The 24,104-nt window shown below is 40.9% G+C and carries 24 protein-coding genes and 2 pseudogenes; 13 read left to right on the forward strand and 13 right to left on the reverse strand.

The window, feature by feature from the left end; genetic code table 11:
- Positions 1–321 (reverse strand): helix-turn-helix domain-containing protein, encoded by a 321-nt coding sequence (locus QUD05_RS08945; protein WP_289795748.1) that lies wholly within the window; start codon positions 319–321, stop codon positions 1–3.
- Positions 322–793: 472 nt separating this feature from the next.
- On the opposite strand from QUD05_RS08945, the gene QUD05_RS08950 reads away from it, so the two are divergent.
- Positions 794–1,825, forward strand: coding sequence for a 1-acyl-sn-glycerol-3-phosphate acyltransferase (locus QUD05_RS08950; protein WP_289795749.1), 1,032 nt, complete (start codon positions 794–796; stop codon positions 1,823–1,825).
- A gap of 740 nt (positions 1,826–2,565) precedes the next feature.
- On the opposite strand, the gene rppA is transcribed toward QUD05_RS08950, so the two are convergent.
- Positions 2,566–3,264: a two-component system response regulator RppA gene (gene rppA, locus QUD05_RS08955; protein ID WP_289799928.1), complete on the reverse strand. Its 699-nt coding sequence runs from the start codon at positions 3,262–3,264 to the stop codon at positions 2,566–2,568.
- A 76-nt stretch (positions 3,265–3,340) separates the two neighbouring features.
- On the opposite strand from rppA, the gene hisG reads away from it, so the two are divergent.
- The 4 genes and pseudogenes from hisG (at position 3,341) to QUD05_RS33960 (ending at position 6,974) form a co-directional block, all read left to right on the forward strand.
- Positions 3,341–3,985, forward strand: a complete 645-nt coding sequence (gene hisG, locus QUD05_RS08960) for an ATP phosphoribosyltransferase (RefSeq protein WP_289795750.1) — start codon at positions 3,341–3,343, stop codon at positions 3,983–3,985.
- 482 nt (positions 3,986–4,467) lie between these two features.
- Positions 4,468–5,923 (forward strand): annotated as a pseudogene (locus QUD05_RS08965) (sensor histidine kinase).
- Between the two features lie 336 nt (positions 5,924–6,259).
- Entirely contained in the window at positions 6,260–6,460 is a 201-nt protein-coding gene (locus tag QUD05_RS33955) for a hypothetical protein (protein WP_354666117.1), read from the forward strand.
- A gap of 73 nt (positions 6,461–6,533) precedes the next feature.
- Positions 6,534–6,974 (forward strand): hypothetical protein, encoded by a 441-nt coding sequence (locus QUD05_RS33960; protein WP_354666118.1) that lies wholly within the window; start codon positions 6,534–6,536, stop codon positions 6,972–6,974.
- A gap of 97 nt (positions 6,975–7,071) precedes the next feature.
- On the opposite strand, the gene QUD05_RS08975 is transcribed toward QUD05_RS33960, so the two are convergent.
- Both QUD05_RS08975 and QUD05_RS08980 read right to left on the reverse strand, forming a co-directional pair.
- Complete coding sequence (locus tag QUD05_RS08975) at positions 7,072–8,151, reverse strand: tetratricopeptide repeat protein (protein WP_289795751.1); 1,080 nt, start codon at positions 8,149–8,151, stop codon at positions 7,072–7,074.
- A gap of 89 nt (positions 8,152–8,240) precedes the next feature.
- Positions 8,241–8,879 (reverse strand): RNA polymerase sigma factor sigma-70 region 4 domain-containing protein, encoded by a 639-nt coding sequence (locus tag QUD05_RS08980; protein WP_289795752.1) that lies wholly within the window; start codon positions 8,877–8,879, stop codon positions 8,241–8,243.
- Positions 8,880–9,075: 196 nt separating this feature from the next.
- Here QUD05_RS08980 and QUD05_RS08985 point away from each other — a divergent pair, with 196 nt between their 5' ends.
- Entirely contained in the window at positions 9,076–9,672 is a 597-nt protein-coding gene (locus QUD05_RS08985) for a glyoxalase-like domain protein (protein WP_289795753.1), read from the forward strand.
- A gap of 155 nt (positions 9,673–9,827) precedes the next feature.
- Positions 9,828–10,112, forward strand: a pseudogene (locus tag QUD05_RS08990) (Uma2 family endonuclease); the annotation flags it as partial.
- A 25-nt stretch (positions 10,113–10,137) separates the two neighbouring features.
- On the opposite strand, the gene QUD05_RS08995 reads toward QUD05_RS08990, so the two are convergent.
- The 5 genes from QUD05_RS08995 to pstS all read right to left on the reverse strand — a co-directional run bounded on the left by QUD05_RS08995 (position 10,138) and on the right by pstS (position 14,581).
- Positions 10,138–10,419 carry a hypothetical protein gene (locus QUD05_RS08995; RefSeq protein ID WP_289795754.1) on the reverse strand — a complete coding sequence of 94 codons (282 nt, stop codon included), beginning with the start codon at positions 10,417–10,419 and terminating at the stop codon, positions 10,138–10,140.
- Between the two features lie 119 nt (positions 10,420–10,538).
- Positions 10,539–11,345: a phosphate ABC transporter ATP-binding protein PstB gene (pstB, locus tag QUD05_RS09000; RefSeq protein WP_289795755.1), complete on the reverse strand. Its 807-nt coding sequence runs from the start codon at positions 11,343–11,345 to the stop codon at positions 10,539–10,541.
- Between the two features lie 57 nt (positions 11,346–11,402).
- On the reverse strand, positions 11,403–12,284 hold the full coding sequence (pstA, locus tag QUD05_RS09005; protein ID WP_289795756.1) for a phosphate ABC transporter permease PstA: 882 nt from the start codon (positions 12,282–12,284) through the stop codon (positions 11,403–11,405).
- A 19-nt stretch (positions 12,285–12,303) separates the two neighbouring features.
- Positions 12,304–13,254, reverse strand: a complete 951-nt coding sequence (pstC, locus tag QUD05_RS09010; RefSeq protein WP_289795757.1) for a phosphate ABC transporter permease subunit PstC — start codon at positions 13,252–13,254, stop codon at positions 12,304–12,306.
- A 145-nt stretch (positions 13,255–13,399) separates the two neighbouring features.
- The gene (pstS, locus tag QUD05_RS09015) at positions 13,400–14,581 is read right to left on the reverse strand and encodes a phosphate ABC transporter substrate-binding protein PstS (protein WP_289795758.1); all 1,182 of its coding nucleotides are present in this window, start codon (positions 14,579–14,581) and stop codon (positions 13,400–13,402) included.
- A 594-nt stretch (positions 14,582–15,175) separates the two neighbouring features.
- Between pstS and QUD05_RS09020 the strand changes: the two genes are divergently transcribed.
- On the forward strand, positions 15,176–15,763 hold the full coding sequence (locus QUD05_RS09020) for a biotin transporter BioY (RefSeq protein ID WP_289795759.1): 588 nt from the start codon (positions 15,176–15,178) through the stop codon (positions 15,761–15,763).
- A 125-nt stretch (positions 15,764–15,888) separates the two neighbouring features.
- Positions 15,889–16,365 carry a signal peptidase II gene (lspA, locus tag QUD05_RS09025; protein WP_289795760.1) on the forward strand — a complete coding sequence of 159 codons (477 nt, stop codon included), beginning with the start codon at positions 15,889–15,891 and terminating at the stop codon, positions 16,363–16,365.
- A 223-nt stretch (positions 16,366–16,588) separates the two neighbouring features.
- Here lspA and QUD05_RS09030 read toward each other — a convergent pair whose 3' ends face one another.
- Entirely contained in the window at positions 16,589–17,053 is a 465-nt protein-coding gene (locus QUD05_RS09030) for a hypothetical protein (RefSeq protein WP_289795761.1), read from the reverse strand.
- Positions 17,054–17,654: 601 nt separating this feature from the next.
- On the opposite strand from QUD05_RS09030, the gene QUD05_RS09035 reads away from it, so the two are divergent.
- The 3 genes from QUD05_RS09035 (at position 17,655) to QUD05_RS09045 (ending at position 21,036) form a co-directional block, all read left to right on the forward strand.
- The gene (locus tag QUD05_RS09035) at positions 17,655–19,925 is read left to right on the forward strand and encodes a transglycosylase domain-containing protein (protein WP_289795762.1); all 2,271 of its coding nucleotides are present in this window, start codon (positions 17,655–17,657) and stop codon (positions 19,923–19,925) included.
- A 282-nt stretch (positions 19,926–20,207) separates the two neighbouring features.
- Complete coding sequence (locus QUD05_RS09040) at positions 20,208–20,732, forward strand: J domain-containing protein (protein WP_289799929.1); 525 nt, start codon at positions 20,208–20,210, stop codon at positions 20,730–20,732.
- A gap of 31 nt (positions 20,733–20,763) precedes the next feature.
- The gene (locus tag QUD05_RS09045) at positions 20,764–21,036 is read left to right on the forward strand and encodes a DUF3143 domain-containing protein (protein WP_094351119.1); all 273 of its coding nucleotides are present in this window, start codon (positions 20,764–20,766) and stop codon (positions 21,034–21,036) included.
- A 70-nt stretch (positions 21,037–21,106) separates the two neighbouring features.
- On the opposite strand, the gene QUD05_RS09050 is transcribed toward QUD05_RS09045, so the two are convergent.
- Positions 21,107–22,225: a glycosyltransferase family 4 protein gene (locus QUD05_RS09050; protein ID WP_289795763.1), complete on the reverse strand. Its 1,119-nt coding sequence runs from the start codon at positions 22,223–22,225 to the stop codon at positions 21,107–21,109.
- A gap of 145 nt (positions 22,226–22,370) precedes the next feature.
- Here QUD05_RS09050 and QUD05_RS09055 point away from each other — a divergent pair, with 145 nt between their 5' ends.
- On the forward strand, positions 22,371–22,577 hold the full coding sequence (locus QUD05_RS09055; protein ID WP_289795764.1) for a hypothetical protein: 207 nt from the start codon (positions 22,371–22,373) through the stop codon (positions 22,575–22,577).
- A gap of 238 nt (positions 22,578–22,815) precedes the next feature.
- Here the strand turns inward: QUD05_RS09055 and QUD05_RS09060 are convergent, their stop codons facing one another.
- Together QUD05_RS09060 and QUD05_RS09065 are read right to left on the reverse strand one after the other, a co-directional pair.
- Positions 22,816–23,373 (reverse strand): methylmalonic aciduria and homocystinuria type D protein, encoded by a 558-nt coding sequence (locus QUD05_RS09060; RefSeq protein WP_289795765.1) that lies wholly within the window; start codon positions 23,371–23,373, stop codon positions 22,816–22,818.
- Positions 23,374–23,755: 382 nt separating this feature from the next.
- A complete protein-coding gene (locus tag QUD05_RS09065; RefSeq protein ID WP_289795766.1) occupies positions 23,756–23,965 on the reverse strand; it encodes a glycogen debranching protein in 210 nt (69 codons plus the stop codon).
- Positions 23,966–24,104: the final 139 nt, after the last annotated feature.

Here is a 24,104-nt window from a genome sequence, read left to right on the forward strand (position 1 = left end):
TTAAGAGTCCTCCCGTTGCTCCGATTTTGGGAGATACTCGTTCGCTAATCTTTTATCTGCTTTGCCCATCCTCTCTAACATTTCTTCAATCAGCTTTAGTGCCATCTGTGAAGGCACTGTAGATCCGTTCTCCCAACGATTGATTGTTCGTTGGGAAACTCCTAACTTGGCTGCAAACTTTTCTTGAGAAAGATGGAGTTGCTGCCGAAGTTCACGGATCAAATCTGGAATTTTGAGTGGTTTTCTTAGTTCCATAGTAGGAAGAGTAGGACAGATGTCTCGCCATTCGTCTCCAGCTTGAGGATGAATTTTAATAATCATCAGTCGTTATCAATTTCATCTTTTGGCGGAACATCAATATTCAGTTATCAGTGTTTACGGCTTACTGTTGCCTGTAGAAGGTATATCTAAAATAAACATTAAATTTTGCCTAGTATAAGATTCCCAATAGTATTATTTAAGGCGATTTAACTAAATAATTACCAGCCATCGCACACAGCTAAAAATTTGGTGATGCGTCATATTTTTATGAATTGTATTGAGATTAATTTTTCATATTTTTTATATATAAAGTATTTATATACAAGTTCATTTTGTATTGGATGAAAGCTTTTATATCGCTAGTTTAGCAACTACAACAGATTGCAAAATGGTAAGTTACAGATAATCGTAAGGGCAGAATATGCTGTGCCCCTAACCGTGTACTTCTATGGTATGATGGCAGTTACAAAACTAAGAAGCTATAATGCACTTTTAATAAAGTTCTTTTGCCTAATCCTAATCTTTAACTGTTTTGATTAATCAACGCTCCGAAAAGTTAGTAAACAGTCAAATAGAAAATGCACCAGGTGAAGGCTATATATTTAACTGGTTTGATTGGTTTTGTCTTTGGTATCCTCCAGGGTGGTTAATTTTATTCAATCGCCATTGGCAGCACTATCACCCAGATCCAGATGGTTGGAATTGGCTAGAATATGGATTATTCTTAATTCCTGGCGGATTTTATCTAGCGTTGCTGAGTCGTTGGTTACGTCTGGGTTTTCGTTCACCTCGAAAAGAAGTTGGTGAATTCGATCCTAAATATCAACAAGCTTTTGGCAAAGAAATTCTAGCCCCTATCGTTAAATACTATTTTCGGGGAGAGTTACAACAAGTAGAAAACTTGCCGCCAACAGGGCCATTGATTCTGGCAATGAATCATGCCGGAATGTGTTTTCCTTGGGACTTTTTAACCTTGGCTTATTTATTAAGTGAAGCCAAAGGATGGGTAGTACAACCCATCGCAAATACAGCGTTATTTGAGCATCCTTGGGTGATTTGGTGGCTACCATCTCAATGGTCGCAGGTTTTAGGTGGTGTGCGAGCCGAATTAGATGATTTTGAATCAGCTATTGCCCAAGGTAAAATTCTTTTATATGCACCCGAAGGTATTCGCGGGCCTTTGAAAGGTTGGAGAAAACGCTATCAACTAGAAAAGTTTAATGTGAGCTTTATTCAGTTGAGCGATCGCTATCATATTCCGATTCTGCCAGTAGTTTGCATCGGCAGTGAATCTCTGCATCCTTGGGCTGTTAATTTCGCTAAGTTACAACGATTAGTCAAACTACCATTTTTACCTTTGTCGCCTTTGATGTTTGCCTTAGTTCTGTTTCCCTCAATGGGAGTTTGGGCAATGAAAACTCGTTTGCGTTACTTTATTCAACCTTTGCAACCAGCAGGATTAGATAACCACTCAAAGAAAGAGCGTGCAGTAGCCTATCAACAGGCACAACAATTAAGAGAAAAACTGCAACTTCAAATTAATCAACTTTTGGGTAAATTTTAATAGTACAAGCTGAATTTTTGTGATTTTAACAGGTTTACGCTGTGGTTCAATTAAATGAAAACTGCTGTAAGTTTGTAGTGATGACGAATATTGGGAGTGCGATCGCCACTATACTGTTGACTAAGCCAAATAGAGAAAATCGTTGCAAACATTGGTAATGCTGTATGGAGGTGTAGTTAGAAATGAAGTTATTGTTCTTACCACAGCTTGTCCGTTTGTTAGCAACACAACTTGTTTTGTTACCAATACTTATCCGTTAGTAACGACACTGATGCGTTTGTTACCAACGCAACCTGTTTTGTTACTAATGCTTATTCGTTAGTAACGACACTGATGCGTTCGTTACCAATGCTTATCTATTTGTGGAAAAAGCTAATGTCTTTGTTTTCCGTCAAACCTTATGGAAGATTCCGAGATTTTTCTTGGGTTTAGTAAAGAAGATATGGATGCGGATAATCAGCTTCGTGTCTGAAAGAGGCTTTCACAAATTATGATGCCTGTAAATTTATCCCTCTACAACAAACTTCGACAGCAATTAAAGTCGCAAAGACTGAAAAATATCAATAGACATCTTGCAAAAGTAACAAATGCCAAGATGTTGAAGTGTATGTTAAAGGTTACTGGGTTTGGGAAAATTTCATACCTTTACCCTTTGCCCCTTAACCTTTTCCCCATTTCTGCAAGAAGTCTAATGATTCTCCTAAACAATTAACCAAATCTTTGTGAGTCGAAGCAGGCGGCTAAACTGATTCTAATAAAGAAGCACCAAAACGATAGCCTTTACCGTAAACGGTATGAATTAGCGTAGTTTCTTTACCTACCTCAATCTTACGGCGCAGCAAACGAATTAATGCCGCAATTACATTACTACTGGGTTGTTCTGACTCTTGCCACAAATTTTGCATAATCTGGGCATGAGTCAAAAGTTGTCCAGTGTGTTCCATAAAATATTGCAACAACTGGCTTTCTTTTTGCGATAGCTCAATTATTCGTCCTTGGCGATAGGCTACTTGATTTTCACAATCTAGTTCTAAATCAGCGACAGTTAAACGTCCGCTGGTGGCTTCATAAATTTGAGAACCGGAACGACGCAATAAAGCACGGACTCTTGCTAATAACTCCCGCAATTCAAAAGGTTTCACCAAATAGTCATCAGCACCAGCATCTAAACCTTGTACGCGGTCATCAAGAGTATCTTTAGCTGTGAGAAACAGAACGGGAGTGGTTTTGCTTTGGCGGCGCAATTCCTGACAAATCTCTAACCCCGTTTTTCCTGGTAGCATCCAATCTAAAATAAGTAGGTCATAACTACCTGTCTGTGCAAGTTCGCTGCCAGATGTCCCATCATAAACGGCATCTACGGCATAACCCTCACGAGTTAACAAGCGGCTCAAGGGTTGAGTTAGTTCAACTTCATCATCAACTAATAAAATTCTCATGCTGCTTGTGGTAAGCATATAGAGATATTCTCAATATTATTCAACTGCCAAGACGCTAAGGATACCAATAAAAAAAATGCTGACTGTTGCATTGCCAAAAGGGGAACTACTTAAAAATAGCATCCGCTTGCTACAAGCTGTCGGATTAGATTTTAGTGCTTTTTTAGATTCAGGAACTCGCCAACTTCAAATTCCTGACACTAAGGGAGTTGCAAAAGCTTTACTGGTGCGGGCACAAGATGTACCTGTTTATGTGGAATATGGTCAGGCACAACTAGGGGTGGTTGGTTACGATGTACTGCGGGAGAAGCAGCCGCAAGTTGCTCACTTGGTAGATTTGCAGTTTGGTCATTGTCGGATGTCAGTGGCGGTAAAAGAATCAAGTTCTTACCGATCGCCTTTAGATTTACCACCGCATGGTAGAGTTGCTTCAAAATATGTGAATTGCGCTCGTGAATATTTCCATAGCCTAGATTTACCTGTGGAAATAGTGCCATTGTATGGTTCAGTAGAGCTAGGCCCAATTACTGGAATGTCAGAAGCGATCGTAGACTTGGTTTCTACAGGGCGGACTTTACGCGAAAATGGTTTGATTGAAATTGCTAGTCTGTATCAAAGCACGGCGCGGTTGATTGCCCATCCTCTGAGTTACCGCCTGAATACAGGTAATCTGAGTGATGTGATTAGCAAGCTGCGCGAGGCCGTTTTGGTAGAGGTTTAATATCATGTACGCTTCTCCAGATGCTCGTTCCTAACTAACGCTGCACTACTCGTTCGTACAGCGTCTCGTATTCAAGTGACTTGCAAATAAAAAATACTCAATTGTTATACCAATTCAATTAATGATTGCAACACATTCTTGGGTAAAGACGCGATTCCTCGCGTCTCTACAAATGGTCTATTTGTTGTATTCTTTTTTCAAATTGGTATAACTTTTAGCTAAAAACTAGGTTTTAAAAGCCCTTACCCTTTGTTGCATAAGACTTGTAGAAACTCACCGCATACAAAGATTAAATTTTTTATTTAACCCCTCAGCAAATTGAATCAAAGTTATATTTATATTATTTTTGCAGACAAAGTAATATTTTTTTGAACGTCAAAATTTGATGCGATCGCAAAAAATCAAACTAGTATTGTTTTGAGCAAAATTGTTAATCATAAAAAGCACTTTACAATTATTCTTAACACGAAGTAGGTGGAAATATGTTTCAAGCTACTCGCCGCCGTCTTGCAATCTGGTACACTGCCGTCACTGCTGTATTACTACTACTGTTTGCCAGTGGCGTTTATTTATACGTCCGCAGTACACTGATTGAGCGGATTGATGACACCCTTAACCATGTAGTAGAAATAGTGGAGCGTTGCCTGACAACCAGTGGTTGTGCATCTACACTAATATTTGAGCCAATTAATGCTGATACAGATAAATTTCGCATTAATGTAGAAGCCAGTTTTGGCGATAATACCGATACTGTAGAAGATGATCACATTGACCTAGAATGGTTTAGTCCAACTGGTAAATTACTTTGGTCAACGCTATCTGAACCCCTAAATATTCCCATACGTGCCAATCGCACTGGTGAAACTGTGCGCGTAGTCAAGAGAGAAAGTGAAAATTCAAAATTTAAAATTCCTAACTCTCCACTCTTATTGCGACAAGTTACCGAACGAGTAGAAGTGAGACGACAAGTATTAGGATATCTGCGCGTTAGTCATCCCTGGTTTGAAGTTACTAAACCTAGTCGCCAGTTAATTTTTGATTTGGCTTTAGGTATTGGGTTAATGGTGCTTTCTGTAGGCGCAAGTGGTTGGTTTCTTTCGGGTAAAGCGATGGAACCTGATGGGTGAATCTTATCAACGTCTTAAACAATTCACTGCTGATGCTTCCCACGAACTTAGAAGTCCGATCACTTTGATTCAAACTAATGTGCAAGTTGCCCTTGCTGACTTGGATTTAGCAGAGACAGAAACGACTAGTTCTTTGCAATATCGACAACAGTTAAAGGTGGTAGAACGGTTAACGCAGCGTTTGGGTAAGTTAGTCAATGACTTACTCTTCCTAGCAAGGCAGGATAGTGGTATTAGCAAAGATACTTTTTCACCTTGTCCGTTGGACGCTTTGCTAATAGAAGTGGTTGAAGAACAACAATTGTTAGTCCCTGAGAAAAAAATCGCCCTTTCTCTAGACTTAGTTGACCCTCCTATCTCTGAAACTAGCCCCGAATTACTGGAAAATTGGTTTACTCTTGTAGGTAATTGGGATCAATTGGTGCGGCTGTTCACAAATTTAATTGCTAACGCTTTGCATTACACTCCAGCAGGTGGACGGGTGAAAGTGGAATTGGCGCGGATAGAAGGAATAAATCGTGTTTCTGGATTACGTAACACCAGTGCCCAGTTGCAAGTTAAGGTGAGTGACACCGGAGTTGGAATTCCAGCGGAAGCACTACCACGCTTGTTCGATCGCTTTTATCGAGTAGATCCGGCACGTACTCATAGGACGGGGAATACAGCGACAGCCAGCGCTACAGGTTCAGGATTGGGATTAGCGATCGCTCAAGCTATTGTCGAACATCATCACGGTCATATTCAAGTTGAAAGTACCCAAGGCATTGGCACTACCTTTACTATCACTTTACCAATAACTCTTGAGTCTTAATTTGCTAATAAATTTTTATTTCCTGTGATAGATGTAAGATTTTAGTCTATTCAACTGGACTTTAATTTTTAGCGAAGAAATTTATTTTCTAGCAGTATATTGAATTTGACTGTTACAAAAACGTGCTTCATGACAATGGTTAAGATTGTAAATCTTGAGAATGAAATATTTCAAGTTTTTTAGATTATTTCTTTATCCTTAGCTAGATGCGATAAATCGAGTAGTTTGTTAAATGTTTAGATGTAGTTAACGACTGATAAAACCTAATTTAATTTCCGGCTGGAGAAATTTTTAGTAAGAAAAAAATTGAAGTTTTTTTAGGAGTCAAGAACAAATATGAAGTCTCCAAATTTTCGCAAGTCTAGCAAGTTATTTGGCGCTATTTGTGGGGGATTGCTAATTAGTCTGCCAGCAATTCCTCAAGCATTAGCACAAGAATCTACTGTCAAGGTTAACCCAAGTCCCAGTATTTTTAGCGAACCACCCTACAACCGCTCTCAGGCTCCCGTATCACCTCGCCCAGTTCCGCCTAGCTGAAGGGCAACTGTCTCCCGTACCACCACAACCAGGTGCTAGAACACCACGCCCAGTTCCGCCGGCTGAGGGACAAGTGTCTCCCATACCACCACAACCAGGTGCTAGACCACCACGCCCAATTGGCGATCAAAATCAAGAACCTTCACCACCTACAGTTTCCAATGACCAACAACCACTGTTAGAACCACGGCAAACCCCCAGTGCGACGATCGCACTCACTAATGGTATGGTTAATATCAGGTTGGTGAATGATACTGCGGCTAAGATAACTTTCCAAGTGATTGGCGATACAGCACCGCGATCGCTAGAAGGTAAGTCAGATGTAACGCTACAAGCTTTAAAAGCACCAGTAACAGTAACATTTGAACGACAAGATGGCGGACAATTAATAGTGACTCCACAAGGTTCTTCAGAACCAGGAAGCTTGGAAGTCACATTTAAGGAAGCCACCAATGCAACACAGGGCAGAAGTGCGATGAGAATTGAACGAAACGGTTCAGTGTTCTTGAATTAGTAGAACTAAGGCGTGGATTAACTTATACAAAACTGTAGGGGCAATTCATGAATTGCCCCTACTTTGAATAATGCAAAAGATTTTCGGTGTCTTATTGCTACTTTCGCTGAAGCATTTTGGTTAATTGATCCCGCAATTGCACTTCTTGCCTGCTATCTTGCAATGTCTGCGCCAGTATAATTGCCCTTTCGTAAAAATTGCGGGCAGTTAGGTAGTTACCTTGTTGCTTATATAACTGGGCATAAGATTCAAAAGATTTTAATTCTTCGCGTAAATTTTGCAATTCTTTAGCGAGTGCTAAACGCTGCTCTAGTAAGTCAAAGGCGCGTTCGTAACGTCCTACAGCAGTATGAGCCGTAACTAAACCGTCAATTGCCCGTAATTGATTAGTGCGATCGCGGTTGGTTTTAGCTGTGCGCATTGCTTCACCATAAGTAGCAATGGTATCTTGATAATTTCCAGATGCTAAATAAGCATCTCCTAAGTTATTCAAGGTATTTGCTTCACCGATGGCATCGCCAGTCTGACGGCGGAAAGTTAAAGCATTTTCGTACAGTTTAATCGCCTTGTTATAATCTCCCAACCTGGCACTTACCAAGCCCAAATTACTCAAAGACAGTCCTTCACCTTCAATATTTTTCACCCCGTGAGCAATTGTGAGTGCATCTTCAACTGTTTTACCAGCAGCAGCAAATTCGCCTTTTTGCAGCAGAAATGTACCGATATTATTCAGCACAAAAATCTGAGATTGAAAGTCTTTAGTATCACGAGCGATCGCTAATCCTCTTCTGAAAGCATCTTCTGCCTCTTTTGAACTACCAAGCTGCACATAAGCCTTCGCAAGCAAATTATACGTTAGACCTTGTGCTTTCAGGTCGCCAATAGAATGATATAGTTCTAATGCTCGCAAGCAAGACGCAATTGTTTTGTCGGCATGTCCTGAAGTGTATTCTTGTTGACCAATACGCAGCAAGCTGTCTGCTTCATTTCTTGATTGTCGTCCAACGGAATTATTTAAAGGGCGATGGAGTTGTTCGGAAATATCAACCGCACCCGCTACAGGACTCAGCAAAAAAGCAAACAGTAAAAAGCTGTGTAAAAGTACCTGGGGAGAAGAAATCGCACCTACACAAATTAAGCCTACCTTTGGGCAGGGAAATACAAGCCGTTGTTTCATAAAAATTACCCGTAAAGTTGCGGGTTTAAGTAGAAGGTCTAAGAAAAAGTTTTAAGTTTTAAAATTGAAGACAACTAATATACGCATTTCTACTTAAGTTGTGATTGAGCTAAATCTTCCCCAAAGTATATAGCGCGGATATCTGTGGGCAATTTGTCCTCTAGCATACGATAGCCTTCCTGGAGAAAATTGGCTACTTCGTTAGGAGCGATCGCTTCTCCTTCAGCTTGTAGATAAGCAGCGATTCTAGTTTCACTCCAGTGGAAGGTTTGAGCCATTAACACGATTAATCTTAAAATTGGTGGTAGTTGGTCTAATGCCTGTTGTACATAGCACCATAGCGGCGGTGAAGTCGCTTGCAGAGAATAATGAATTGCTTCTGTGGGTGGTAGTTTAATCTCATTTATACAGAAAGCTGTCATATTAATTAACCAATTCTGCATGGTTAAAGCTTCCTCACCTGATTCTGAATCAGTTAACTTTAGTCCACCGAGTTCGTAATAAATATGTCGCCAGGTGAGGGCAAACAGATAATCTGCCTGCACAGGCGATCGCGCCGAATGCCGAATTAAGGTGTAGACTATGGGGCTATAGCGGCAAAAAATCACCGTAAAGTACTTTCCGGCATCTGGATAGCGCTGAAACAGAGTCAGTAGTTCATGGTCACTGTGATGGAATAGCGACTTCACCAGTGGGTGATTAGCTTCGGGAAAATGAGGAATTTGCACAAGTCTTGGAGTTGATAGTTGTTAAAATAGTTTTGGGAATTGCACTCCCCTAGTTAATCGCATAATATCTTGGTGTTGCTCAGTTTGTAGATAAGACTCAGACTAGTTGAGTATTGATAAACTAAAAACAAGGACTTAATTTTAGTCTTAATCGACAATCATAAAATCAACTCTCTTAAAGAATCCTTATTTGTTCATGGTTATAGCAGTTAGTGTGATCTCGTTCCTGCTCAGTCCCCTTACTTTAGGCTCCTTTCTGCCTTCCCTGCCTTTAGATAGCCTGTTCTCCACCCAAGGCATTATGGTAATGCTGCTAGCAGCTTACGCTGGTGCCATGTGGATGTTTCTCACCAGTGCCCCAAAAGTACACACTGTAATGGTGTCAGATTTGGAGATTGCCCGACAGTTGTATGAAGGACTGCTAGATTTGCCAGCAGCTGAGGTGCCATTGCACTATTACTACAACTACGAACAAACTATAGGCGCAACTGGCATCGATCCGTTATATATGTCTACTGGACCCAGCTTGTCTAGCAAAATGATGAATAATGCTAACGATGGGCTGTGGTATCAATTGAAGAAAAACACCCAGCTACACGTCATTACTGGTGCGAGTTTAGGTAGCAAAAATCAACAACGCCACGTTTGTTTTGACCATGACTGCCTGGAAATGATTTTAATGCGAATCGAAATGCGCGGTTTGAAATTGAAGATTCGTAACCACAAACCCCTGAATTTTTTAGTCAAGGACTATGAAGGGCGAGTTATTGAGGTGGCTGAGGTAGCGAATTAGTAGTTAATGATTAGATTATTTTAGGTTGGGTGGGGCGAGCGCTCCACCCAATATTTTTGGAATTTAGATTTTGGATTTTAGCTTTACTCCTAACTAATGTCCCATTTTCACCCAGGCTAAAATAGGTAAATCCCCTAACCGAGATGATTTATGAACTGACTGGTGCGCCAGAATTGGTTGTAGAGGTATTATCTGCTGGTAGTGAAAACGAAAAACGGGACAAAGAACTAAAACTTAAGCTCTACTCATCACGAGGAGTCAGAGAATATTGGATTGTAGATTGGCGTAAGCAACAAGTGGAAGTATATCGACGCGAACAAGCAAGTTTAAAGTTAGCTGCTACGTTATTCAATGGTGACGAATTGAGTTCACCCATATTGCCTGATTTTACTTGTGCGATGTCTACGACGGGCTACGCCTACGCACAACTATTTAATTAATATAAAATTACGAATTACGAATTAGTTAATTGTGTTGTAAAAACTCAATTTTGGGCAATAATGGGTCAGTCACAATACCCACACCGCTAAAACCCCAGCGTTTAAGCAAGTTTCCCAGCTGTGTACGCGCAATAGATTCCACCGCAAAGCGATTTGCCACTTCTGCTGCGTGGGTGTTGAGATAGCTAAGGGCGTCAAAGTTTTCTTGAAACAGCAATAAATAACCCGATGTTTCAGCATCAGGACGAGCTATCAGATAATTCCCGTCAGTTTTTGAGCGCACTAAGTAATAGACATCGGACAACATGAATATGAAGTTTGTTAGGGAAAAAAAGTACTTCAAATAAAAAACATAGAGGAATATCGCACAGCTTTAATTTCCGAGTATCCCTCATTGCTTTAATATCAACAATGTGAAATAAATATTTATCCAAATTTGCCGCTGACGTAATCTCTGGTTTCTTCCTGTTGAGGATTGTTGAAAATTAATTCTGTTGCGTCGTACTCAACCATGTAGCCGCTACGGGTTCCTTTCTCTGAAGTCCGAACATTAAAAAAGGCTGTCTTATCAGAAACACGCGCTGCTTGCTGCATGTTATGGGTGACAATGACAATAGTATATTGCTCTTTAAGTTCGTGAATCAGTTCTTCAACACGCAAGGTGGAAATGGGGTCAAGAGCGGAGCAAGGTTCATCCATCAGTATAATTTCAGGTTGGACTGCGATCGCGCGAGCAATACATAATCGCTGTTGTTGTCCACCAGATAAAGACGAGCCACTTTGCTTTAGTTTATCCTTGACTTCATCCCACAAAGCTGCTTTTTTGAGACTGGTTTCTACTAATTCATCTAAATCACCTTTGTAGCCGTTGATTTTAGCTCCAAAAGTAATATTGTCATGAATTGACTTGGGAAATGGGTTTGGTCTTTGAAATACCATCCCAATTCTCCGACGCACTTCTACAGGGTCAATATCGGGTGCATACAGGTTTTTATCGTAAAAAAGTATCTTACCTTCTGCCCGAAATGACTCAATCAGATCATTGAGGCGGTTATAGCATCGCAACAACGTACTTTTACCACAACCGGAAGGGCCGATAAAAGCAGTCACCTGATTTTTCGGTATATCTAGCCAAATATTCTGTAAGGCTAAAAACTTGCCGTAGTAAATGTTGAGATTTTCAGCCCGTAAAACGGTTTCAGTGTCATTCACTGTCTTAGTGTTGGTAGCCATAAATTAAATCTAGTGTTACTTTAAGCGATGGGGATCTGCAATGTATATGGTTGTTTACTAAGCTTTTTGACGAGTTGCCCAGCGAGCGATGATACTTGTGATTAGAACCATCAATACCAAAATTAAAGATGCTGCCCAAGCTAGAGATTGCCAATTTTTAAACGGAGAAATGGCGTATTTGTAAACTAAAACAGCCAGTGAAGCTGTTGGTTGGAATAAACCATCTGGCCAAAAGTTAGAAAATAGAGCAGTAAATAACAAAGGTGCGGTTTCTCCAGAAGCTCTGGCGATCGATAGCGTTGCCCCAGTTACAATAGCTGGTAAAGCTGCTGGTAAGACTACTTGACTTACAGTTTGAAAGTTAGTCGCTCCCAACCCTACAGATGCTTGTCGCAAATCTTGCGATACTAACTGCAACGCTTCATCAGTAGTTCGCAGAATAATTGGCAACATCAAAATTGCCAGTGCAAACCCTCCAGCTAGAGCTGAATACGATCCTAAGTTCAACTTTACCATTGTCAAAACTACAATCCCATAGGCAAATACCCCAGCAATAATGGAGGGGACTCCGCTAAGGACGTTAGCCGAAAAACGCACCCATCTAGCTACTCTCGCCGAACTAAATTCTGTGATGTAAATCGCCCCTAAAACTCCAAAGGGGATACTAATCAAGGCAGCAATTCCTACCATCAGTAGCGTGCCTAAAATTGCATTACCAAAGCCTCCTCCTTTTTGGAGAGCTTTGGGTGGCAATTCAACAAACACGGCCAGATTCAGACTGCTAAAGCCTTTAATAATAACGTAAGAAAGCACTGCTAGCAAAGGAATAAGTGCCAATACTCCGCAAGTAAAAGCGATTACGGTCATCACTGTATTAAACAGTGTTCTTTGAGACATGGCGGAGCGAGTTAAACTGCGCTCTGGAAAATTAGAAGTCATAATTTAACCCAAAACTAAGCTATATTCGCTTGACTCTCAGAACGATCAACTCTGCCAGAATATTGACTACTAGTGTCAAGAAAAATAGAATTAAAGCCGCATACATTAAAGCCGAAACTTGCAAACCACTAGCTTCTGAGAATTGATTTGCCAATAGAGAAGAAATCGTATTGGCTGGTGCAAAAAGAGAGAGACTGATGTTGTTGGAGTTGCCAATTAACATCGTTACAGCCATTGTTTCTCCCATTGCGCGGCCAAGTCCCAACATCACAGCACTAACTATGCCCGAAAAGGCTGCTGGGATAAGAACTTGCAAAATCGTTTCCCAACGGGTTGCTCCTAATCCTATAGAGGCTTGGCGCAAGCTGGGGGGTACAGAAATCAAGGCATCACGGGATAAAGCTGTGATGATGGGCAAAGTCATAATCGCTAATATGACTCCCGCTGGCAACATTCCTGGCCCTGTAGGAGAAGTGCCAAAAAATGGCAGCCAGCTAAAGTAAGCATTAAGCCATTTTCCCAAGCTGGTTAGTATTGGCACTAAAACGAAAATACCCCAAACGCCATAGACAACGCTGGGAATAGCTGCGAGTAGTTCTACCGCAAAAACCAGTACCAGTCTCACTTTTGCAGGTAAAAAATCCTCGCTCAGTACAATAGCAGTACCAACACCAATTGGGACTGCTATCAGCAGCCCAATAAAAGAACTCACGAGAGTTCCATAAATTTGAGGTAGCACCCCATAGGTATCATTAACCGGATTCCAAGTGGTATTGGCCAAAAAGCTGACACCAAACTGTTGAATGGCAGGCCAAGCACCAATTGCAACCTGCGACCCAATCCATAATAAAGTACCAGCAACCCCAAAAGCGAAAATTTTAGTCAGCCAGATAAAACCCAAATCTAGGGATTTTTCGGCGTCAGAGCGATTTTTCATCGCTGATGACAGATTTTGAGAATTTGTAGTCATGAATACCGACTTTCAGAATTAAATCAGAGAAAAATATGGGAGGCAACCAGATTAGTAAAATTGTCGCCTCATCATCTATTTAAACTGACTTATACAATAGTAACTCCGTGTGCAAAGTTACTACTGGATAGGCATGTTTTATTGCTTACTTGCTAGCACTACTACCACTGGCAACAGAAATTTTGTACTCTGGACTGATTTGGTCAGCAGCAGCAGCTACCTTTGTGATGACATTTGAGGGTAGAGGAACATACCCTAGTGGAATAGCCTGCTTCTGACCTTCAGTTAAAGCGTATTCGATAGCGGCTTCTATGGCCTTAGCTTTTGCTGCATTAGGATATTTTTTGTAAACTAAAAGCCAGGTATAGCTCACGATAGGATATGAATCAGCCCCTTCGGGATCTGCAATAAAGGCCCGAAGATTTTCTGGCAAGGTTACTGCTTCTAAAGTTTTAGCGGCTGACTGTTCAGTATCAACAATAAAGTTTCCTGCTTTATTTTCCAAAGCAGCAAACTTGAGATTGTTTTGTTTGGCGTAGCCATATTCAATGTAACCAATAGAACCTTGAGTTTGTTGGATTTGGGCTGTAACACCCTCATTACCCTTTGCACCAACTCCTACAGGCCAATTGACACTTTTTCCTTCGCCAATCTTGCTTTTCCACTCCGGGCTGATAGCACTGACGTGTTTTGTAAACACACCAGTGGTTCCGCTACCATCAGAACGATAAACGACCGTTATTGCCTCTTTAGGAAGTTTTGCACCTGGGTTAGCTTTGGCAATTTGAGCATCGTCCCAAGATTTAATTTTACCTAGTAGGATATCAGCATAAACGGCTCTTGGCAGCTTAAGTTCTGGAACATCAGGCAAGTTGTAGGCCAGTACGATGCTACCAGCAGTCACAGGCAGTAAAATAACACCCCTATCTGCTGGTACTTTCTGAATTTCTTCATCCTTCATCGCAACATCACTGGCCCCAAAGTCTACAGTGCCTTTGATAAATTGCTCAACTCCAGAACCGCTACCAACTGATGCGTAGTCAACTTGCAGATTTGGATATTTTTTGTTTAAATCAGTGAACCAGGTATCGTATAGTGGTGCCGGAAAAGTCGCACCAGCTCCGCTTAACTTTACGGTTCCGCCAAGGTCTAATTTAGCTGGGCTAGAGGCAGTAGTATCGGTAGCTGTACCAGAAGGCGTATCCTTGGTGGCTGTACCATCTGGTGTTTGTTGTCCGCCACAAGCTGCTAGGCTGATTGTCAGTGCTAACACTGAAATTGAACCTGTGAGGCGATGAGTTTTTATTGCACTAAGACGTGAGAGCATCGCTATCAATTTTTTAGTAACTTTTCAGGTGAGCGTTTCTAAGATACTCCCAAAGAGCAACAATAGAGATTAACGAAAGGTTAACAAAGCAAAAAGATACTTGTTTTTTTGATGAAGAGCAAACCCTTGTTTCTAGTTTTTATTGATAAATTTTATACCTTACTTTAAGTTTAAGATAGAAATATTACTAAAGGAAGTTTGTTATACCTGTTTACAAAAATTTATTGTTAGTGTATCTCTGTTGGTCAAGTCATAAAAAAGTATATAAATATTAATTAAGAATTAAGATAAAGCATTAAATACTTTGTAGCCAAATTTAGGCACTGCTCTGCAAAATTAGTATAAATACTTATATCCATAATGTTAATTTACCATATTTTAGGTTTAATACCAGAATTAACAGCACGTCTCAGCCAAGAAAATCAGATAATAGACACCTCAGCTACAATTCTTAGAACTGAAAAATTACAATACCAAAAAAGCAAAAGAAAATATGCTAGTTCTTAAGATGTAAGCACAAATTTCATTTCAATATTAATGAATATGCTAGTTGCTGTTGGTTTTCCCTTTTGCTTTTCCTTGGTTGCCTGATAAATGTTTGCTGCTTCCAATCAATTACTATGGTCTATGATTGGCTTACTCCTGACAATGGGTGGTACCTTCTTAGAAGTTTATGGCATCACCTTTCCTTGGACTTGGAGTCAGCACGGAATTCAGACTTTTTCTTTAGGTGTCACTTTTCAAATTGGCGCAGTATTGTTAGTGGGTTGTTTAGGAGGCAAAAATGCGGGTGCGCTCTCGCAAATTGCCTATTTAGTCATAGGGTTAACCTTATTACCAGTATTTGCCGATGGCGGCGGTATTGGTTATGTCAAGCTGTCTCAGTTTGGCTATCTACTAGGCTTTATTCCTGGAGCTTGGATTTGTGGCTTAGTTGCCTTTAAAGCAAGACCTCGACTAGAAACTCTTGCCTTTAGTTGTGTCTGTGGCTTGTTAACTCTCCACCTATGCGGTATTACTTATTTGATTATTAGCTATTTTTTTCAGTGGAAAGGCACAGAAAATCTACCCTTGATGCAAGCAATCCTTAGATATTCCTGGTTTGCACTACCAGGTCAACTAACCGTGGTTTGTGCAGTTACTGTAATAGCATATATATTGCGTCACTTAATGTTTTATTAGTTTATTGCCTTTCGTCCTTTGTCATTTGTCAAAAGCTCATGACTAATAAAACTCTTGGAGAGGCTGCACTTCTCTACGAGACGCTGCGCGAACGCTCAGTACAAGTGACCAATGACTAATTCGCCATGCATTTAAAAAATCGTCTTTTCTGGATCGCTGCCTTCATTGCTTTTTTCTTAGACCAAATAACAAAGTACTGGGTAGTACAAAGCTTTAGCCTGGGGCAGACACTACCACTCTTGCCTGGGATATTTCACTTCACGTATGTTACTAACACTGGTGCGGCTTTTAGTCTGTTGAGCGGGAAAGTAGAGTGGTTGCGCTGGCTATCTTTAGGGGTGAGTTTAGTATTGATAGCATTGGCGTTAATTGGCCCAACATTAAATTTGTGGGATCAGTTAGGCTATGGCTTGATTTTAGGTGGAGCTATGGGCAACGGTATCGATCGTTTCGTTTTAGGCTACGTCGTTGATTTTCTTGATTTTCGCCTGATTAACTTTGCTGTATTTAATGTGGCAGATTCATTTATTAGTATCGGTATTGTTTGCCTGTTAATCGCTTCCTTGCAAAAAACACCCACTTCAACTGGCAGATCCCATTAAACTATTAAGCCTGGGATGATTAATCCCAGGCTATTGACTTAGTGAAACCCTTGCTTAGTCTTATATGCGAAGACTTTACGTATAAGGTTTTATCAATTTTTATTTGTCACCTGACACCAGTTTACATAACTGGTGCAAGAGTTGAAGAAACAAGAGTTCAAGAAAGATGCACCGACGATCGCTGATGGCACACTAGTATTTAGATTATGCCCCAGCTTTAAATTTAGTTACCTGTGGTAGGAGCTTTTGGCAAACTAGAGCCTGGAGTACTAGGAGAGCTACCTGGTTCAGTAGTGCTGCCAGGAGTGCCAGGTTGTTCTGGTGTAGTTGAGCTACCTGGTTCGGTAGTGCTGCCAGGAGTAGTAGGTGCGCTTTCAGGAGTGGTTGGGCTTCCTGGCGTTGGAGCTAAGTTGCTAGGTGCGCCTTCAGGTAGGGTTGGAGTAACGCTTCCTGGTGTTGGAGTTAAGTTACTAGGTGCGCCTTCAGGTGCTTGGTGCTGGAGTGCTTTCGGGAGTGCCAGATTCAGAAGGAGCGGTTCCTGGTGCAGTTGTGCTATCAGGAGTGGTAGTGCTATCAGGCGTTGTTGTTTCTGCTGGTGTTGTTTCTGCTGGTGTTGTAGTGCTACCAGGAGCGCTAGGGGTGAGTGCTGTGCCGCCGGGACAACGTGAATTAAGCGGAGATTTTTCACACAGAATTTTCATCCCTTCTGGTGATATCTTAATTTCCGCTGGTGCACTAGTGGAGTCGCTACTAGATTGGGCTATGGGGGATTTACTGGATTCGGCTACAGCAATATTAGTGGTAAGTGCCAAAGATAAAGCTGTACCAATCAGGGTCAGAGATTTTCCCATCATTCTGAAATTAACCTCAACGGAACACTCGCCCTATTAAAGCAGATAATTAAGATTTAGAAAATCCTCCTAAATGAAGATATTTAGGTTTGTTTCAGAATATGTGGATATGTAAAATTGGTAAAATTTAAATCAGTTCTTTATTAATAACTGGTGTTTAAAAATACAACAATAAAAATTGTACTTGTAGCTATTGAAGGATTAATACTAGCTTAGATAAGCTTCTGAGAATACATAAACAATATTTCCTTATGTAGAGAAGTGATGAAAATTACAAATATATTATAGTTATAATATAATTTTAAGTATAAATTAAATCAAAAAGCTCCGTAGAGCTAATTTATGCTTTGGCTTATGAGTAAAATGATGAAAGACTAACATCTAAAATTGATTGTAATTCGCCCGATTCTTCATTAAAAACTGTGATGTGAATAGCCGATGAGTTCTCCCCAACCCCCTCACAAGCCACAAACGTTACTAGGTCAACTGACTCAAGCAGTACATACGATTCAAGCTAGGGTCGATTTTTCAAAATTGGCGCTCAAGCCTAATGCCAAAGTACCAGAACTTTGGGTGCAGGATGCGGGGGCGGATAAAGCAGAAGTATATCCACTGTTGGGCGATCGCTATATTCTCGGTCGTAGTTCCAAATCCAGCGATATCGTTATCCGTAACCCGGTTGTCAGCCAAATTCACCTGTCACTATCGCGGAATTCTACTCAACGCACACCAGTTTTCACGATCAAAGACGAAAACTCCACCAATGGTATTTATCGTGGCAAGCGTCGTGTTAGTTCTCTAGAACTGCGTCACGGCGATATTCTGACTCTGGGACCCCCAGAACTCGCCGCTTCTGTGCGGTTGCAATATGTCGATCCACCAGCATGGTATGTCAAAGCTGCAAGTTGGACAGCTTATGGAGTTGGTGGTATCAGTGCCCTATTAACGTTAGTAATTGGCGTCGAATGGCTGAAATTTTCAGTCAAACCTCTACCAACAGCGACACGCGCCCCAGTAGTTGTTTACGCCCGTGATGGAGCCACTCCCCTGAGAGAGCCTCGGACAATCTCTCATGTAGACATGAAGCGATTAGAGGAATTTGGCCCTTATTTGCCTGCTGCGGTAGTGGCTTCAGAGGATAGTCGTTATTACTGGCACTTTGGGGTTGATCCTTTAGGGATTTTACGAGCCGTGTTGATTAATAGCCGTAGCGGAGATGTGCAACAAGGAGCCAGCACTGTTACCCAGCAAGTTGCCCGCAGTTTGTTCCGCGAGTATGTAGGTAGACAGGATACCCTTGGCCGCAAATTGCGGGAGGCAGTTGTCGCCCTCAAGCTCGAAACCTTTTACAGCAAAGATGATATTTTGCTGATGTACTTAAATCGGGTTTTTTTGGGAGGGGATACCTCTGGCTTTGAGGATGCAGCCCGATATTACTTTGAGAAGTCGGCTAAAGAATTAACTTTGGCAGAAGCAGCAACATTGGTAGGAATTTTACCTGCTCCCAACGCCTTCGATTTTTGTGGGGATGGGCCAAATAAACTAGAAGCGGCTGAATACCGAAATCGTGTGATTAAGCGGTTGCTGGAGATGGGCAAAATTAAAGCAGAGGATGCGAACCGCGCTAGACGCTCCACTGTCCAAATTAGTCCTAAAGTCTGCGAACAGCAAGCTAAAACGATCGCACCTTATTTTTACAGTTATGTCTTCTCTGAACTCGAATCAATTTTAGGGGAGGGAGCTGCAAGAGAGGGAAACTATATCATTGAAACCAAGCTCGATCCAGCCATACAGAGACAAGCAGAAGCAGCATTAAGTAATTCGGTCAACAACTCTGGTAGAAATTTTAATTTTTCTCAAGGAGCAGTAGTCACTCTTGACTCTAGTACAGGCAGTATCCTCGCAATGGTAGGCGGGACTGATTACAAAAAAAGTCAGTTCAATCGTGCTGTTCAAGCCAAAAGACAACCAGGTTCCACTTTCAAAATCTTTGCTTACACTGCTGCTATTCAACAGGGAATTCCAGAATCAAAAAGTTATTCTTGTGCCCCTTTAACTTGGCAAGGGTTTACTTATAAACCTTGTCGTGCTGGTGCTGACGCAAGTTTAGATATTGCCACCGGGCTGGCACTTTCAGAAAATCCCATCGCCTTGCGAGTTGCCAGACAAGTCGGGCTGGATAAAGTTGTGGCCATGGCGCAGCGTTTGGGGATAAAATCAAACCTCGATCCAGTTCCCGGCTTGGTACTGGGTCAAAGTGTAGTTAATGTTTTGGAAATGACTGGTGCTTTTGGCGCGATTGGCAATCGCGGTGTGTTGAATCCTCCCCATGCCATTAGCCGAATTTTAGACAGTGGTGATTGCAGCGATCGCAATGATATCAAAACCTGTCGTGTAATCTACTCTTTCGACCAAGATCCAGGTGCTAACAAACGAGTGTTGACAACTAATGTCGCCGATGAAATGACTAGTTTGATGCGCGGTGTAATCGCAAGAGGCACTGGTCGTAGTGCTGCCATTGGACTAGGGGAAGCTGGTAAAACTGGCACAACTGATAAAAACGTTGACTTGTGGTTTATTGGTTTTATCCCCAGTCAGCGACTTGTAACTGGCGTTTGGCTGGGAAACGACAATAATTCCCCGACATCTGGCAGCAGTGCTCAAGCGGCTCAGTTGTGGGGAAATTATATGCGGAGAATTACAAGGTAAACGGGGATTGAGCATTGGGAACTATTGATCTTGTGAGAAGACCTGATTTTGAGGACTTAGAATAGACGGTTCGGTTAAAGGGTAAGGGGTAAAGGTGAAAGGTTTTGAATACATCCTTTCCCCTTTACCCGCAAACCCATTCCCCAGACCACAAAGAAAGTGAAAAATACTTATCCGAACGTATTGAGACCTGCTGTGTCTTCTCAAATTCACAAAGGATTTAAAATATAAAAAATATCTTTGAGCAAAGTGACTCAAACAGATGTGAATCAAAACGGGGCAATGCCACAAAGCAGCGAACCAACTTATTATTCTCTGCTAGGACTGCATCCCTGGGCATCGGTAATTGACATTCGTCGCGCTTATCGGCAACTGAGCAAGCTTTATCATCCTGATACTACAGACTTGCCGACTGCGATCGCCACTCCCAAATTTCAGCAAATCAACGAAGCTTACGCCACCCTTAGCCATCCAGAACGCCGATTAAGCTACGATTTCAAAATTGGCTATTCCCGCTTTGGAGTGATTCAACCACCCCCTGATTTGAATCATCCCGTCTCGCGTTCTCATGACTGGTCAAAATCAGCTTACCTCGATGCGAGCGATCGCCCCTTATCATCTGGCGAAATCTTTGCTTTATTTATGCTGGTGTTAACATTTGTAGGTTGTCTGTTATTAGCAGTTGCCATTGGCTTAACTCGTGGCGAGGCTGCGCTCCATTCCCATTTGTTGCAATCAACTACATCTGTACAACAGCAGATTACCTATATGTCGCAACTAATTACCCATCTGATAATTAAAAATTAAACAATTCCCTAATCCAAAACCTAAAATTCCTATGGCTCTTCTTCCCTCTGATACTCCTCTATATAATCATCCCCTGCCACAAATTGAGCAGTGGCTAAAAGACCAAGGCTGTCAACAAGACGAAACACAAAGGCATTGCTGGCGTGTACAGCGACCTAATTGGCAAGCTGAATTATGGCTCGATGTTGAGCAAATTGTAGTGCGATATGTTCAATCTGGAGAAAATGGACAAGATATCCAACGCTCATTTAAGTATTCTCTTAGTCGGGATGATGTAGAACAAGCTGTCTTTTCTGGGCCATAAGGAAGTGCTTATTGTACTATGGTAGAGCTTCCAATGAGCCTGTTACAGGGCAGCAACCTTGTAACGGGAATTATGTATCAGATTTTGTTACCAATGCTTTAGGAGTAAGTTGGCTACAAATTTCCAGTAGTCTATTAACAGCACGCGCAGCCGAAAACTTTTCCGCAACATATTGGCTGGACTGAAAACCTCGGTTAATTGCTTCATCTGGATTATCTAAGCAATATCGCATACATTTAGCTAATTCTTCTGCATCTTCATTTTCAAAAAATAGGCTGTGCGGCCCTCCTACTTCTGACAATCCTCCCATTTTTGAGACAATCGAGCAGGTTTGAACGCTAGAGGCTTCTTGCACTACGTAAGGTGCTGGATCTTGCCAACGAGATGGAGCAATTAAAGCCAAAGCATCTTGAACTTTTAGAAGTACTTCTTTTTGAGGAACTTTACCTAAAAAATTAACTTTGTTGGCAATTTCTAAATCAGACGTTAGTTGTTTTAATTCCTGAGATTGTTCGCCATCGCCAATAATAGTAATTTTAAATTCTTTATTTTCATCTTGTAAAATTCGCGCTGCTTTTAATAAAATATCTACACCTTTGTCTGTAGCTAATCTCCCGACAAAAATAAAATTAAATGGCTGAGATAAATTTTCTAAAGTTTTCAGATGGTTTTCCGACTTGATTTCAATCGGATTATATAAAGTATCAACTGACCAAGGAAAAGCAGAAGATTCTCCTAAAAAGTTACTACAAGCCGTATGATAATCGGCTAAGAAGGCAGTAGAAAGGCGGGTGCTTAGGCGTGCCCATTTGATAAAAGTGTGTAATTTCCACTTTAATGGATAATTAGCTTTGGGCAATGTATGTTTAAATTCAGCTTTTAAACGTTGCGTCAACTTCATCTGCTCATAACTCGTATGAGTAGATTGATAAAGAGAATAATGATATTTAATAATTATCTTTTTTCGCAAGATTTTACATAACAAAGTAAACAATAAATCATTTGAATTCATGTGTACTATATCTGCCCAAACAATATAACTAAACCATTTAGCGATATTATCTTGTCTGGTCGAAATAGTTTTAACTTCAATTAATCTAGCTTCCAACTCAGGAATAATAGAATAAATATAAGTTAAAACTCCACTAATTTCATTGTCATAATGACGGTGTTGAATTAATATTTTCATACATCAGGTATGTCAAATTTTGTATTTATGGGAATTGGGATTGAGCATAACTATGAAACAAGTATTTCACTTTGCTCAGAATCAACTTGGTTTCTAAGGTAAGTAAGTACAAATAAATCTAACTATCTAACGAGATATAAAAAGCTTGAAACCCTTGCGATTGCTGCACTTCGCTGATTCCCAACGAGACACGCTTTGCGATCGCTACGGACATAGTTATAAATTTCCTCACCCATCTACTTATATGCAGAAAGTTGGGAACAGGATTTTTGCCGATAGTGATAGTTATATAATTCCCGCAGATGCGGCTAAATTACCATTCCCTTTGCTACTGGCTAAAAGTTTAGTCTGACAGTAGTGGGTAAGATTATCATCAATTTGAAATACCTGCCGATCAGCCTGAGATGTACCCAAATAGGAACCAAAAACCATTATCTCCAACTTGACTTCGTAGCGTCTACTTATGAGAGAGAAGTAACAAGCCGCACTATCGCTTCGACTGTCATAGCTTCTTGGAAGAATTTGTTTGGAGAAACAAGTGCTGATATACGCCTTTACATACCCAATGACCAATGACCAATGACTAATGACTAATAATTAATTTCTTTCCACCCATGCATGGATGCTATGCCTTTTGTAACCCATTCGATCACAATTGGGGGAGCTTCTGATATCAAAATACTAGGATAAACTGCTGCACCCCAATCGGGATGAACTAACACACGGCATTGATTTTTAATTACTGGATAGTTGAGCAAAGCTTTGACAACTGCTGTATCGTCGTGGGGAATTGCTCCGGGATGGGAGAGTAAAGGATAGCCTGTACGAGGGTCAATCAGGTCAGTTAAATAGCCGCGATCGCGCAGATTAAATGCTAAATCACAGCCAAATCTCATAAACTTTTCTCGTAAGCGTTCTTTCTCTGACTCTACTTGTGCTGTCTTTTCGACTAATTGATAACGCGATTGTTGTAATACAATCACTACTCGTAAAAATGGCTGCCGTTTCCAATCTGGTAATATCCGTTCGCAGTTGGCACAGATATATTGACTGGGAGCATGAATTGAAATTTGAACCGCTTGTCCTGTTTCGCCAACTAAATTAATGGGACAGGCTTGCTCCGAAGTGTAAACTTTGGGATAGTTCACTAAATTGATTCGGCTTATACAAATTTTTTAATTTAATCTACGGTATAGATGATACCTCTTAAAAGTTAAGAAAAATCATCATTTTTCTATAATATGTTACTTTTTTGGGAAGCAGTTAATAATAATTTGAGAAATTTAATCCGAATTTTATCCTTTATTAACCTGTTCTCATGGAATTTGTTGCGATCGCTCTGGGTATTGGCATAGATACAGCGTGTAGTAGACAAGCGATGCCAATGCCTAGCTACGCCTACGCAGATGAAATATATTCGATCAAAATCCCAAAAAAGCAACGCAGGTTGGAGTAAGCAGAAAATAACAAAAGTGATTATGTCTGCCAGAAGATATTTCAGCTATGGAGTCTAATTTCTATAGCACCCAATTAATTGAGTTTTAAAGAATTCACNNNAGCACTNTCATCCCAAGAATCGACTGTCCGCAATCGCGCCATCCAACCTGAGGCCTTTTGCCTCTCGGTCAAATTATTCTGAAATGAATCATGACAATCTTTGGCTTGAGATTCATTACAAGTGGCAATACAGGCATGAATCATCCCAGACGGATCGATTTGCTCATTTACCCAAATAGTCATGGAATATTTCCTCAATAACTGTAGCGAACAAAGCTGTTCGTTATTTTAGAATACTATTAGAGTCAAAAGTTTTAGAGCAAAATCGGTAACAAATAATGAACTAATCGCAATTACCGATTACTAATTTACAATTACCAGT

It is taken from the genome of Nostoc sp. GT001 (assembly GCF_030382115.1).
Classification (GTDB): domain Bacteria; phylum Cyanobacteriota; class Cyanobacteriia; order Cyanobacteriales; family Nostocaceae; genus Nostoc.